General features: G+C 61.9%; 13 protein-coding genes. 12 read left to right on the top strand and 1 reads right to left on the bottom strand.

Annotation, left to right across the window (positions count from 1 at the left end):
* Nucleotides 1-23 precede the first annotated feature (23 nt).
* The 7 genes from dnaJ to era are packed head-to-tail and all read left to right on the top strand — an operon-like array spanning nt 24 to nt 5,983.
* Complete coding sequence (gene dnaJ / locus ACR0R4_RS06855; RefSeq protein ID WP_433646583.1) at nt 24-1,121, top strand: molecular chaperone DnaJ; 1,098 nt, start codon at nt 24-26, stop codon at nt 1,119-1,121.
* 6 nt (nt 1,122-1,127) lie between these two features.
* Nucleotides 1,128-1,898: a 16S rRNA (uracil(1498)-N(3))-methyltransferase gene (locus ACR0R4_RS06850; RefSeq protein WP_433646582.1), complete on the top strand. Its 771-nt coding sequence runs from the start codon at nt 1,128-1,130 to the stop codon at nt 1,896-1,898.
* Nucleotides 1,899-1,921: 23 nt separating this feature from the next.
* Nucleotides 1,922-2,272, top strand: coding sequence for an HIT domain-containing protein (locus ACR0R4_RS06845; RefSeq protein ID WP_433646581.1), 351 nt, complete (start codon nt 1,922-1,924; stop codon nt 2,270-2,272).
* Nucleotides 2,262-3,308, top strand: a complete 1,047-nt coding sequence (locus ACR0R4_RS06840) for a PhoH family protein (protein WP_433646580.1) — start codon at nt 2,262-2,264, stop codon at nt 3,306-3,308. Before ACR0R4_RS06845 ends, ACR0R4_RS06840 begins: the two co-directional genes overlap by 11 nt.
* Nucleotides 3,305-3,763, top strand: coding sequence for an rRNA maturation RNase YbeY (ybeY, locus tag ACR0R4_RS06835; protein ID WP_433646579.1), 459 nt, complete (start codon nt 3,305-3,307; stop codon nt 3,761-3,763). Before ACR0R4_RS06840 ends, ybeY begins: the two co-directional genes overlap by 4 nt.
* On the top strand, nt 3,763-5,085 hold the full coding sequence (locus tag ACR0R4_RS06830; protein ID WP_433646578.1) for a hemolysin family protein: 1,323 nt from the start codon (nt 3,763-3,765) through the stop codon (nt 5,083-5,085). Before ybeY ends, ACR0R4_RS06830 begins: the two co-directional genes overlap by 1 nt.
* A 7-nt stretch (nt 5,086-5,092) precedes the next feature.
* Complete coding sequence (era, locus tag ACR0R4_RS06825) at nt 5,093-5,983, top strand: GTPase Era (RefSeq protein WP_433646577.1); 891 nt, start codon at nt 5,093-5,095, stop codon at nt 5,981-5,983.
* A gap of 36 nt (nt 5,984-6,019) precedes the next feature.
* On the opposite strand, the gene ACR0R4_RS06820 is transcribed toward era, so the two are convergent.
* Entirely contained in the window at nt 6,020-7,816 is a 1,797-nt protein-coding gene (locus tag ACR0R4_RS06820) for a DUF2207 domain-containing protein (protein ID WP_433646576.1), read from the bottom strand.
* Nucleotides 7,817-7,968: 152 nt separating this feature from the next.
* On the opposite strand from ACR0R4_RS06820, the gene leuA reads away from it, so the two are divergent.
* The 5 genes from leuA to secD all read left to right on the top strand — a co-directional run bounded on the left by leuA (nt 7,969) and on the right by secD (nt 13,894).
* A complete protein-coding gene (gene leuA / locus ACR0R4_RS06815; RefSeq protein WP_433646575.1) occupies nt 7,969-9,747 on the top strand; it encodes a 2-isopropylmalate synthase in 1,779 nt (592 codons plus the stop codon).
* A 115-nt stretch (nt 9,748-9,862) separates the two neighbouring features.
* A complete protein-coding gene (gene ruvA, locus ACR0R4_RS06810; RefSeq protein WP_433646574.1) occupies nt 9,863-10,522 on the top strand; it encodes a Holliday junction branch migration protein RuvA in 660 nt (219 codons plus the stop codon).
* Nucleotides 10,519-11,517 carry a Holliday junction branch migration DNA helicase RuvB gene (gene ruvB, locus ACR0R4_RS06805; protein WP_433646573.1) on the top strand — a complete coding sequence of 333 codons (999 nt, stop codon included), beginning with the start codon at nt 10,519-10,521 and terminating at the stop codon, nt 11,515-11,517. The genes ruvA and ruvB overlap by 4 nt, the downstream gene beginning before the upstream one ends.
* A 63-nt stretch (nt 11,518-11,580) precedes the next feature.
* Nucleotides 11,581-11,988, top strand: coding sequence for a preprotein translocase subunit YajC (yajC, locus tag ACR0R4_RS06800; protein ID WP_433646572.1), 408 nt, complete (start codon nt 11,581-11,583; stop codon nt 11,986-11,988).
* Between the two features lie 79 nt (nt 11,989-12,067).
* Nucleotides 12,068-13,894: a protein translocase subunit SecD gene (gene secD, locus ACR0R4_RS06795; RefSeq protein ID WP_433646571.1), complete on the top strand. Its 1,827-nt coding sequence runs from the start codon at nt 12,068-12,070 to the stop codon at nt 13,892-13,894.

Genomic DNA, 13,894 nt, shown 5'->3' with positions numbered 1-13,894 from the left:
ACCAGAACGAGAGGCTGCACACAGTGGCGGACCACTATGAGACGCTCGGGGTTTCCCGAGAAGCTTCCATTGACGAGATCAAGAAGGCGTATCGCCAGCTCGCACGAGAGTTGCATCCCGATGTCAACCCGAGCGAAGACGCCTCGGAACGTTTCAAGTCCGTCACCCACGCCTACGATGTGTTGAGCGACCCGAACGAACGCCAGCGCTACGACATGGGAGGCGACCAGGGCGGGGCGGGTGGCTTCGGCGACATCTTTGAGACCTTCTTCGGCGGCGGATTCGGTGGGGGGCAGCGGGGCCCGCGTGCCCGCGCCGAGCGAGGCGACGATGCGATGATCCGCGTCGATGTGGAACTTGCCGAAGTGATCTTCGGTGTGCAGCGCGAGATCGCAGTCAATACCGCGGTGCTCTGTGGCACGTGCTCGGGCAGCTGCTGCCAGCCGGGTACGTCGCCCGCCACCTGTGATGTATGTGGCGGCGTCGGGCAGGTACAGCGACAGGTTCGCTCGCTTTTCGGGAATGTCGTGACCATGCACCCTTGTGGGAGCTGCTCGGGCTACGGCACAGTGATCCCGCACCCCTGTGTCGAGTGCGGGGGCAAGGGGCGGGTACGTGAGCGTCGCACGATGAACATCGACATTCCCTCGGGCATCGACACCGGCACCAGGCTGCAGATGCGCGGGGGCGGCGAAGTTGGCCCGGCGGGCGGCCCGAACGGAGACCTCTTTATCGAGTTCCGGGTGATGCATCACGATGTGTTCAGTCGAGATGGCAACGACCTCCTGGCGACAGCTCAGGTCAGTATGACCGACGCGATTCTTGGGGCCGAGAACACGGTTGCCGCACTCGACGGTGACGTTCAGCTTGAGGTGCCCGCGGGGGTGCAATCGGGCGATGTCATCACGATTCGCGGTCGTGGCATTCAGGCTCTGCGCTCTACGACGCGCGGTGATCTGAAGGTCGCGGTTCAGGTGGTGACCCCGACGAAGCTCGCGGGCCGCGAAAAAGACCTGGTGCGCCAACTGGCCGCGCTGCGGAAGGAAGAGCCTCCGACCCTCGGCGAGTTTCAGCAGGGCCTGTTTGGCAAAATTCGGGATCGCTTCTTCCGGCAGGGCTAGTCGCTGATGGCACACCTGTACTATCGCGAGGATCTCGCCGCGGAGGACTTCACCGTCGGCGCAGTGATTGAGGTGCGTGGCGACGAGGCGCGGCATGCGGTTCGCGTGAGTCGAATGCGGGCGGGCGAGCGCACGATCCTGGGCGACGGTGCGGGCACCACCGCCCAGGGCACAGTCACGGTTGTTGATCGCGACCGCTTCGCGGTGCGGCTTGAGAGCGTGCATCGCGCCGAGTCCGTCCAAAACCGGCTGGTGCTCGTGCAGGCGCTGGCTAAGGGCGACCGCGACGAGCGAGCGGTTGAGCAGGCGACCGAGTTCGGTGTCGATCGGATCGTGCCGTGGCAGTCCGAGCGTTCGGTGTCTCGCTGGGACGGGGAGAAGGCTGGGCGAGGGGTTGCCAAGTGGCAGCGTGTCGCGCGCGAGGCCGCGAAGCAGTCACTGCGCGCGCGAGTCCCGCTCGTCGATCCTCCTGCGTCGCTTGACGGACTCTGCCAGCTCGCCCAGGTCGAAAGCACCCACGTACTCGTGCTGCACCCTCGCGGGAGCAAACGCCTCAGCGACTGGTGCAACGGACTCAGTCTCAGCCCGGGCAGCGATGCCATTGGCAACGAGATTGTCGTGGTGGTCGGACCAGAGGGCGGGCTGAGTGACCGAGAAATAGACGCGCTTGAAGCGGCGGGAGCGCACGTGCTGCAGCTCGGCGACGCGGTACTGCGCACCTCGTCAGCCGGCCCGGCTGGGCTCGCGCTGCTCAACGCGGCTCTCGGCCGCTGGTGAGTGAACCCAGCTAGGCTAGGGGAATGGCAGAATCAACCATTTTTGGCAAGATCATCTCGGGTGAGATAGCCGTCGATCGGCTCGCCGAGACCGATCGGGTCATCGCTTTTCCAGACATCGCGCCACAGGCACCTGTGCACATCTTGGTGGTACCCAAGAGCACCGAGTACGCAAACGTGGTGGAACTCGCGGCGGGCGACCCCAGTCTGTTGGCCGAGATCGTCGAGGTGGCGCAGCAGCTCGCTCGCACACACGCGGATGGCGACTTCAGACTGGTATTCAATACCGGCGCGAACGCCGGGCAAACCGTCTTCCATGTGCACGCCCACGTGCTCGCGGGTGGCCTGAAGGAGAGCGCGATCGTTGGTTCCTGAACCTGACGCACGAGACCTGGCTGTCGGCCAAGAACCTTCGGGCGCGGGCGATGCCCGTGATCCACTGCTACAACGCACCGTGTTGCTCACGGGAGTGGATGTCGCCTCGTTTCTCGGTCACCGCGATCAACTCATCGCCGACCTCGAGCGGCAGCACCCGCAGGTTGAGTTTCACGCGCGCGATCACGTCATGACGCTGAGCGGTCCCGCATCCGAGGTGAAGGCCGCCGAACAGGTGGTCGCTGAGGTACTGGAGGTTGCCCGGCGCTCCGGGGCGGTCTCGCGGCACGACGTCCGTGAAGTCACGCGCATGGTGCAGCGCGGCGACGGTCCGACCGCATCTCAGGTGTTGAGCGAGCCGATTCTTTCGGTTCGCGGGCACTCCGTTCGACCTCAGACGCAGGGGCAACGCGAATACGTCACCGCCATAGACCAGCACACGGTCGTCTTTGGTATTGGCCCCGCTGGCACCGGAAAAACCTACCTCGCGATGGCGAAGGCGGTTCAAGCGCTGCAGCGCCGTGAGGTCGCGAAGATTATCTTGACCCGGCCCGCGGTCGAGGCGGGCGAGCGGCTCGGGTACCTGCCGGGCACGCTCGAAGACAAGATCGATCCGTATCTGCGGCCGCTGTTTGATGCCATCGGCAGCATGATGGAGCCCGAGGCTGTCCCGAAGCTCATGGCGAGTGGCACGATCGAGGTGGCACCGCTTGCCTACATGCGCGGGCGCACGCTGAACGAGTCATTCGTGATTCTCGACGAGGCTCAGAACACGACACCTGAGCAGATGAAGATGTTTCTCACCAGGCTCGGCTACGGCTCAAAGATGGTGGTCACCGGTGACATCACCCAGGTGGATCTGCCCATCGCCTCGAGTGGCCTGCGTGTCGTGAGTCGCATTCTGCGGGGGGTCGAAGACGTTCACTTTTCTGAGCTCACATCAGACGACATCGTTAGGCACAGTCTGGTCGGGAGAATCGTTGACGCGTACACCGCGTATGAAGAAACACGCAGGGTCCAGGGAGGAACACCGTGAGCGTCGAAATCAACAACGAGTCTGGCATTGCTGTCGAGGAGTCGATACTCCAGCGTCTCGCGTCCTTCGTGCTGGAATCGTTGCACGTACACACGCAGACCGAGGTGGGCATCATGCTCGTCGATGAGGCCGCGATCGAGCAGTTGCACGTGCAGTGGATGGATGAGCCGGGACCCACCGATGTGCTGAGCTTTCCGATGGACGAGTTGCGGCCGGGTCGCGCTGATGCGCCCACCCCAGCAGGGTTGCTCGGAGATATTGTGATGTGCCCTCAGGTGGCACTGGCACAGGCTGACGCGGCGGGCCACGATCTCGCACAGGAATTGCAGGTGCTCCTCACCCACGGCATGTTGCATCTGCTGGGATTCGACCACCATACGCCCGACGAGGAAGCCGAGATGTTCGGCCTACAGCGGGATCTCCTCCTGAGCTTCGCGGTACGAGAGCGTCCCTAATGAGTGGGTTTCTCGTGGTGGCCCTCCTCATGGCGGCTGCGGCGCTCTTGGTGATCGGCGGCCTACTAGCCGCAAGCGATGCCGCGCTCGGCGTGCGTTCACGTGCGGAGCTCCTTTCGCTGGCAGATGACTCCTCTCCGCGCGTCGGTGCCGCGATCGGAGCGATCGCCGACGACGAGGCCGCGCATGTGAATGCAATCAGCTTCGCGCGAGTGGCGGCAGAGACCCTCTCCGCGGTGCTCATCACGATGGTGCTGGCGTATTCGGTCGACCAGCTGTGGCTCGCTCTCCTGCTCGCGGCGCTCATCGTGACGGCGATCACCTTTGTGCTCGTGGGCTCAAGCCCGCGCACCGTCGGCACACATCACCCCGAGTCCGTGATCCGCTTCTCTGCCAGGTTTGTGCGCTTCGTGCGACTTTCTCTCGGCCCGATCGCCGGGGCGCTCATGCGGTTTGGTGATCGCGTGACTCCGGGTCGCACCTCGGGCGGGGTGCGTATTCGCGATGAGCAGCAGTTGCTGTCGATGGTGGATCAGGCGACCGAGCAGGATCTCCTCGAGGAGGATGACCGAGACTACATTCACTCACTGATGGAGTTCGGCAACACGCTGGTTCGCGAGTTGATGATTCCGCGCATCGACATGGTCACGATCGACACAGACCAGTCAGTGCGAGAGACCCTCGAGGTAATGCTGGCATCGAGGCATTCCCGCGTGCCTGTGGTGACCGCTGGCGACCTGGACGAGGTGGAAGGCGTGGTCTATTTGCGCGATGCAAGCGGATTTGTGCTGCGCCGCGCGGATGAGGCGGAGCAAGCCACGGTGACGCGAATCATGAAGCCAGCCATTTTTGTTCCCGAGCTCCAACGAGCCGACGAACTGCTGCGCCAGATGCAGCGCGAATCGAACCACTTGGCGCTCGTCGTCGATGAGTACGGAGGCATTTCTGGCCTCGTCACCCTTGAAGATCTGATCGAGGAGTTGCTCGGTGATATCAGCGACGAACATGATCGAGACGCACCCGAAACCATCCTGCAGGAGGATGGTTCGTTTCAGGTGAGCGCCCGCCTGCCGGTCGATCGTCTGGGTGAGATCTTCGGTATCGAGCTCGAAGATGACGAGGTCGATAGTGTGGGTGGGCTCGTGGCCAAGCACTTGGGCAGGCTGGCCGAAACTGGCGATTTCGTGGTGGTCTCGGGCATTGAACTGACCGCCCGAGAGACCGAACGAAAGCGGCAACGACTGGTTACGGTAGGAGCCCGCTGGGTCGGGGCCGACACCGGTGAAATCACCAAGCCCCACGACACCACCGAGAGAAACTGAGGCACCCATGAAGTCCGAACACCGAGCCGGGTTTGTCTCGTTCGTCGGCCGACCGAACGTGGGGAAATCGACGCTCACGAATGCGCTGGTGGGTGAGAAGATTGCGATCACCAGCCCCAAGCCGCAGACAACGAGAAAAACCATCCGAGGTATCGTGCATCGAGCCGACGGACAACTCATCATCGTCGATACGCCCGGGATCCACCGGCCTCGCACTCTCCTGGGCGAGCGGCTCAATGCCCTCGTGGAGGCGACGCTTGGCGATGTCGATGTGATTGGGCTGTGCGTGCCGGCAAATGAGAAGCTTGGCCCCGGTGACCGATTCATCAACGATCGACTCGATGATTTCCCGCGTGCGAAGAAAGTCGCGATTCTCACCAAGGTTGATCAGGCGACCCAGAGCGAGATCATCGATCAGCTCACTCGAATCGGGACGCTGCGCGAGTGGGATGCGGTCGTGCCGATCTCAGCGGTGACCGCTGAGCAACTTGATGTGCTGGCTGATGTGCTGCTCGGCCTGATGCCAGAGTCACCGCCGCTGTACGAGGCCGAAACGACGACCGACGAGAGCGAATACGACCGGATCGCCGAGCTGATCCGCGAAGCCGCGCTTGACGGGGTGCGTGACGAACTCCCGCACTCTCTTGCCGCGAGCGTCGATGATCGTGAGGTTCGTGAAGACGGGCTGCTCGAGATTTACGCGAGCCTGTACGTTGAGCGCGACAGTCAAAAAGGCATTGTGATTGGCAAGGGCGGATCGCGTTTGCGAGACGTGGGGGAGCGCGCCCGTCACGAGATCGAGGCGCTGCTGGGCCGCCGCATCTACCTGTCGCTGCGGGTAAAGGTCGCCAAGGAATGGCAGCGCGATCCGAAAGCGCTCGGTCGGCTTGGCTTTTAGCCCTCCACGAGGAGCTGTGCGGTGCGCGGGCGAGAGTCAGCGCCCACCGCTGAATCCGCCGCCGCCACCACCTCCCGAGAATCCGCCTCCGCTTGTTCCGCCCGAACTGCTCGAACTGTAGCTCACGGAACTCGTGAAGGAGTCACTGAAACTTGAGATCGATCGGTCGAGGTGCGACAGGCCGTAGGCACCAAGTGCCGGGTACCAGACGGGGCCAACCACCCCGGTCTCCTGGTAGGCAACCTCGAGTACCTTGCCCCACTCCTTTTCCAGGCCAAAGAGCATCGCGTAGGGCAGGAGTCTTTCGTAGAGCACCACGACGTTGACGGACCCGTCGGGTCGGCGCTCTGCGGTGGTGTGGCCCTGCAAGAGTCGGAGGCGATCAGCCTCCGCGACGCGAATGAACTCGCGCACGCCGGCAAGGTATTCTCGGGCCTCGGCACCGCGCTGGGTGTGCATGGTGTGCCGCATGACTCCGATGACACCGAGCACGATCGCGGCGATACCGACGGGGAGCGCAATGAGGATCGTGAACCAGTTCTCACGTGCAATGCCGATCATGGTGAAGCCAATCGTGCCCGCGCCCAGTGCGATGGCTCCTGCGCCCAGCATGGTCGCGGTGCGAGAGCGGACACGCTCGAGATACCCTCGTTTGGTCGCTTGCTTTGCGCCATCGCTTGTGAGCGCCAGCATTTTCTTACCAAACTGCTCATCTTTCTTGGGAAGCGTGAACGTGGCTCCCGCGCCAGCTGACCCGAACAGGTCAGATATCGTGCGACGATCCAGTTCATCACCCGCCCGAGTCTGGTCCAGGAGTCGGAGCACCGGCTGTGGCTTGCCCCTGCCGAGAAACCCAGTGGACTCGGCGCCGTCTTCTATGCGGATCGCACCGCGCACCGCGAGGTGGACCACCTCGGCGGCGATCGTCGACTTGGTTTCCCCTGCAATGGGTCCGGCGAGAAGCGGGGGAAGGGTTTCCGGTACCTCATACTGAGCCACGATCACTCCGCGGTGTGTGCGGCGCCTTCTGCGCTCAAGCAACACGAGTGCCGCGGCCACGATGCCAAGCACGAGCGCCGCAGTCCCGATCACCACGGGTCCGATGTCGAGAAGCGGATTCGGGAGTCGTACAGGTGGCTGAACCACGCTCCCTCGCTCGAATGCGATCCCAACGGTCACACCGGATCCACCGGGAAGCGCGAATGGTGCAATCGCCAGCTTCGAACGCCCGGAGTCGACCTGAGCCTCACTCATCTCGCAGGTCTCCGTTGAGTAGGCCGTGCCCGTAAAGCATGCGGTCGCCCCGGTCAGCCGGGGGGAGAGGTCTTTCGCGACATCGAACTCAGCTGAGAAAGCGGCGATGGACTGAGCGCGCTCAATCGGCACGATATCCCAATAGAACTCGTCGCGATCGTCGGTGGTGAGAATCACATCATGCAGCGTGTAGGAAATGACATAGGTGTGTACGCCCCGCACGAAGTTGTCGTCGCCGATCAGGATGATCCGGAAGGTGCCATCGTCGTCGGTGTCAAACGGGATGGCTGTTCCCGATTCGTCGGTAACCGAAATCTCCTGAGGTGCGGCATTGGCCTTTTCGTAGTTCAAGGGAAGTGCACGCACGATGCCGCGGTTTTGATCAAAGTCGGGAAAGACCGCCACGAGTTTCTCAGTGACCCGAGCCACTGCCCGGCCCTCCTCGTCAACGTCGAGTTGATAACTCACATGCCAGCTGTCGTACACGAAATCGTCGACATCGGCGTGTGCCGGTGACGCGACTAGCACGACTCCGAGCGTCGTGAGAAGCGTCGTGAGAAGGATCCAGAGTCGCACCATTCCTCAAGAGTATGCGAATTCCAGTGATATGCTTGGCGGGTGCTGTTCGGTTTGCTTCTCCTTAGCTGCCGCGACGAGTCCTAGTTTCAGGCCTCCCTCGTCGCGGTGTTCGTGTTGGCTGAACAGAACCAAGAGCGAGAGAAGACAAGACCATGAAGAACATGCAGCAGCCGTCGGCGATGCCGATCCACAAGTATCGTCCGTACCACGAGATCATCCCGGTGGATCTGCCGGATCGAACGTGGCCCTCGAATCGCATCACTGAAGCGCCCCGATGGTGCGCCGTTGATCTGCGTGACGGTAACCAGGCCTTGATCGACCCGATGAGCCCCGAGCGCAAGCGGATCATGTTTGATCTGTTGGTGAAGATGGGGTACAAGGAGATCGAGGTGGGGTTTCCGAGCGCCAGCCAGACTGATTTCGACTTCGTGAGGCATCTCATCGAGGAGAATGCGATTCCCGACGATGTGACGATTCAGGTTCTCACCCAAGCACGCGAGCACCTGATCACGCGCACCTACGAATCGCTGATCGGCGCCAAACGTGCCATCGTGCATCTGTATAACTCGACGAGCATCCTTCAGCGCGAGGTTGTGTTTCGTGAGGACCGCGAGGGGATCAAGCAGCTCGCGCTCGAGGGCGCTCGGTTGTGTCTCGCGAGCGAATCAATCTGCGCGGATACCGAGATCTACTATGAGTATTCGCCAGAGTCTTACACCGGTACCGAACTCGAGTACGCACTTGAGGTCTGCAACGAAGTGATCGAGGTGTTCCAGCCCACGCCTGAGCGCAAGGTCATCATCAACCTGCCCGCGACCGTCGAGATGGCCACTCCGAATATGTACGCCGACTCGATCGAGTGGATGAGCAGGCGGTTGGCCCATCGCGACAACGTGATTCTGTCGCTGCACCCACACAACGATCGCGGCACGGCGATCGCCGCGGCCGAGTTGGGATACCTGGCCGGGGCAGATCGAATTGAAGGCTGCCTGTTCGGCAACGGCGAACGCACCGGCAACGTCGATCTCGTAGCGCTGGGTATCAATATGTTCACACAGGGAGTCGACCCGCAGATCGATTTCTCGCGGCTCGACGAAGTCCGGCGCACGGCCGAGTACTGCAATCAGCTTCGCGTGCACGAACGGAGCCCGTGGGCGGGAGATCTCGTGTACACGGCGTTCTCCGGATCGCACCAGGACGCGATCAAGAAGGGCTTCGAGCGCATGGCAGCCGACGCTGAGGCCGCGGGTGTGTCGGTTGACGAGCTCGAGTGGGCGGTGCCGTACCTGCCAGTGGACCCGAAGGATCTTGGCCGCTCGTATGAGGCCGTCATTCGAGTGAACTCGCAGTCGGGCAAGGGTGGAGTCGCCTACTTGTTGAAGACCGACCACTCACTTGATTTGCCGCGCCGCCTGCAGATTGAGTTCAGTGCGGTCGTTCAGGGCCTCACCGACACTGAGGGCGGCGAGGTCTCGAGTGACGATATCTGGCGTATCTTCCAAGACGAGTACTTGCCGGTGACCGGTGACGATAGTTTTGAGCGCTGGGGGAGGTACGAGTTGTTCCGCACCGCTACAACCAGCTCCGGTGACGGGGTGACGGAACTCACCGCTGACTTCCGGGTGGGTGATGATGTGCAGCAGTTCACGACCCGAGGTAACGGCCCCGTTGATGCCTTCATCAACGGGCTCAACACGGCTGGCCATAGGGTCACACTTTTTGATTACGTGGAGCATGCGATGAGCGGCGGTGGGGATGCTGTAGCCGCAGCCTATGTTGACCTGGATGTCGACGGTCAGCGTTTGTGGGGAGTGGGCATCGATCCCGACACGACCCGCGCCACGCTGAAAGCGATTGTGAGCGCGGTGAATCGATCGATCAAGTCGCAGGGCAACGTTCCGCTGGCAGAGTCAGTAGGCGCAGCCCGCTAGTTCGCGAGGCGATCGAAGTGGGGTGGGAAGCTGATTCCCACCCCACTTCGTACGTATGTTCGACTTCTCGGCGTGTGCGCGGCCGGGTGCCAACACATCGCCGTAGGGTAGCCCTGTGATTGCATCGATTCGTGGTGAGGTCCTCTCAGCCGGTCCCGGCTGGGTGGTGGTGGGTGTTGGCGGTGTAGGAATGCGCGTTGAGGTTCCGGGCGGGCGCGTGAGTGCGTCACATCCCGGTTCGGAGCTCTCCCTCCATACCTCACTGATTGTGCGAGAGGACTCCCTGACATTGTTTGGGTTCTCGACGACCGACGAGCTCGAGGTGTTTGGCCATCTTCTTGCGGTATCTGGCGTTGGGCCCCGCAGCGCACTCGGCGTGCTTGCGCAGATGAGCCCGGCAGAGATTGCGGCCGCTGTCCATGTCGAAGACGAGAAGCCGTTTCGGAAAGTATCGGGAATCGGTCCGAAGACGGCGAAACTCATCGCGGTCTCGCTCGCCGGAAAAGTTACTCCTGAGGTATACGGGATCCCGCGCAGCGCGGTTCCCGTGCAGGCCGAACATCACGAAGCTGATCCCGTCGAACTCGCGGTTGCCGACGTCGCTCAGGCGCTCATCGGCCTCGGGTACAGTGAGGCCCAGTCCGAACTTGCCGTGCAAGATGCGGTAGACGCTGGTGCCGCAACAGAAACGTCAGCGCTGCTTCGCGCGGCACTCGCGCTTCTCCAGGCTCCGAGAAGCCCCGGTCGTGGCACATCCGGCAGGATTGTACGATGAGCGTCGAGCTGTCACCTGAGATCGAGCAGAATGAGTTGGGCTTCGAAGGTGCCCTGAGGCCTGAGTCTCTGGAAGAATTTGTCGGCCAGTCAAAGGTGCGACGGCAACTTCGCTTGTTGCTTGATGCCGCCCAGATGCAGCAACGAACTCCCGACCACATCCTCCTCGCGGGTCCACCAGGGCTGGGCAAGACCACGCTCTCGATGATCGTGGCCACCGAGTTGAACAAGCCGCTCCATCAAACCTCAGGCCCCGCGATACAGCACGCTGGTGATCTCGCTGCTGTGTTGTCTGCCCTGACGCCGGGCGAGGTGCTCTTCATCGACGAGATACACCGCATGGCGCGCAGCGCGGAAGAAATGCTGTACCTGGCGATGGAAGATTTCAGGATCGACATCATGGTCGGCAAGGGTGCCGGGGCAACATCGATTCCTCTTGAGCTTGCGCCGTTCACCCTGGTTGGAGCCACGACGCGATCAGGTCTTCTCCCGAATCCGCTGCGCGATCGGTTTGGATTCACGGCACACCTTGAGTTCTATGCCGAAGACGAACTTGCCTCGGTGGTGCATCGCGCGGCGCGACTGCTAGGTTTTGACATCGCAGGTGCCGGGGTCGATGAGATCGCGAGTCGATCTCGTGGCACCCCGAGAATCGCAAATCGCCTCTTGCGACGGGTGCGTGACTACAGCCTGGTGCACGGAACGCCCGGCAATACTGAGGCGGTGCAGGCTGCACTGACCCTGTACGACGTTGATCAGTTTGGGCTTGATCGGCTTGACCGTGAAGTGTTGCGGGCAGTCGTTGAGCGGTTTGGAGGGGGACCGGTGGGGCTCTCAACCCTCGCAGTGTCGGTCGGAGAAGAAGCGGAGACGATCGAGGCCGTGGTTGAACCATTTCTCGTACGCACCGGTCTGCTCACGCGAACTCCGCGCGGGCGCATGGCAACCAGGCGTGGGTGGGAACACACGGGAATTCCGCTACCGGATACCCTATAGTCGTGAGGGTTGCGTAGCCGAACCTGGCTGCGCTTGCTCAGATCGCCCACCGAAAGGATCGCCGTGGTTCTCGACCCGATGTCGCTCATTATGTTTGGGCTCATTGCCGTGCTCATCTTCTTCATGTTCCGCAACGGCAAGAAGCGCCAGCGTGCCATGCAGGAATTGCAGAGCAACCTTCGCCCGGGGGCCGAGGTCATGCTTCAGTCCGGCATCTTCGCCACGATCGAAGATATTGACGACGAGGAGAATCGGGTGACCGTGCGCAGCGGCACCTCGACGCTCGTCGTGCACCGCAACGCGATTGGCCAGGTGGTCACTCCCGTCGACGCTCCTGCGGAGGAAGAGGCCGAGCTCGCGCCCGACGATGATCCTTCCTTTGGCGAGCGACTGGGTGACACCAGTGCAGAAGCGCCGAAAAATGACTTCGGTGCGCAGCCAGACGCTGACGGCGACAAGCCCAAGGGCTAGTATTTAACACAGAGAAGCGGGCGCGTGGCGTCCGCTTCTCTGTGTCAGTCCTCTCTCAGTTACAGAAAGTAGACGATTCGTGGCGCAGTCACCTGCTGTGAGACGAGCCCGGCGCTCGCTTACCGCCCTGTTGGTTATCGTTATTGCGCTCGTGGGTATCATCGCCCTCGGTGTCTGGCGTGGTGAGGCAACCTGGACTCCGAAACTCGCCCTCGACCTGCAGGGGGGAACGCAGATCCTGCTTGCTCCCACGCAGATCGACGGACAGTCGGTTTCAGGTGAGCAGCTCGATCAGGCAGTCGCAATCATCCGTCAGCGTGTCGATGCCTCTGGCGTAGCTGAGGCTGAGATCACGACGCAGGGCAGCCAGAACATTTCCGTATCGATCCCCGGGAAGGCCGACGAGGCGACACTCCAGCGCATCGAGGCATCGGCGAAACTCGATTTCCGCCCGGTGCTCTACCTCGGCCAGGGTACAACCGCGCCAACCGCCGAAGACCAGGCCGCCGCAGACACGGAGATTGCCGGTGATGGCAGCACGGTCACCGACGAATCTGGGGCTGCAGCCGAAGAATCCGCGCCCGGCGATGCTGCAGCAGAAGCGCCCGCAGCGGCTGATGCAGCTGTGGCAAACGTCGACCCGGATCCACTGCCAGACACCGCGTTTGACACGGCTTGGCTTACCGAAGGTCTGCTTGCAGAGTTCAACGATTTCTCTTGCACCTCGGAACAAGCGCTGGGTCTCAGTGAAGCAGCGACAGACCGCCCCCTGATTACTTGTGATCAATACGGTGTCTACAAGTACATACTTGGTCCGGTCGAGATGAGCGGCGAAACCATCTCCGATGCTTCAGCGATGATCGGTACCACCTCCACGGGGGCCACCACCGGCCAGTGGGTCGTCCAGATGACGCTGAACGACACGGGAACCAAAACGTTCGGTGAGATCAGCACCCGCATGTACGGGGCGACCCCGCCACTCAACCAGTTTGCGTTCGTTCTTGATGGGCTGGTCGTGTCGGCACCTGAGATGAACGGACAGATTCTCGACGGTCGCCCCTCGATTAGCGGATCATTCACTCAGGAGAGTGCAGAGGCACTCGCAGATCAGCTGAAGTTTGGGGCGCTGCCCATCGGCTTCACCGTGCAGAGTCAGGAAGACATCTCTGCGACTCTCGGATCGAACCAGCTCCAGGCAGGTCTGTTGGCTGGACTCATCGGTTTGATTCTGGTCGTCATCTACTCCCTGATTCAGTACCGGGTACTCGGATCCCTCACGGTTGCGTCACTCGCAGTCGCGGCGGTGTTGACGTACCTGCTCCTCGCGCTGCTCTCGTGGCGGCAGGGGTATCGACTGTCACTCGCCGGAGTTGCCGGCATCATCGTCGCGGTGGGTATCACTGCTGACTCGTTCATCGTGTACTTCGAGCGAATTCGGGATGCGCTCAGAGACGGCTTCTCGCTTGAAAACGCAGTGGAGAACGGATGGAAGCAGGCGTTCCGCACCATTCTCGCGTCAGACGGAATCAACTTCCTGGCTGCGGCGATTCTCTTCATTCTCGCGGTCGGCAGCGTACGAGGTTTCGCGTTCACCCTCGGACTCATCACCATTGTTGACATTCTCGTCGTCGCCCTGTTCACTCACCCCATGATGACGCTTCTGTCTCGAACGAAGTTCTATCGCGATGGTCATCCAGCATCTGGTCTTGACCCACAACAGCTGGGAGCCGTGTATCGCGGCCGTGCTCAGTTCCGGGCACCGGTCATCAAGGGCACTGGAGCCGGAAAGAAGAATCAGGCTGCAGTGAAGGAAGCAGACCGCAGGCAAACGATTGCCGAGCGGAAGGCCGCTGAGGCTGGTGCCTCACAGCCGATACAGACGGCGTCGACCGGAAAGGACAGCTAG

The sequence above is a fragment of the Leucobacter fengyongliangi genome (assembly GCF_050971685.1).
In the GTDB taxonomy this organism is placed as follows: Bacteria; Actinomycetota; Actinomycetes; order Actinomycetales; family Microbacteriaceae; genus Leucobacter.
This window is presented reverse-complemented; position numbering and strand designations above follow the sequence as displayed.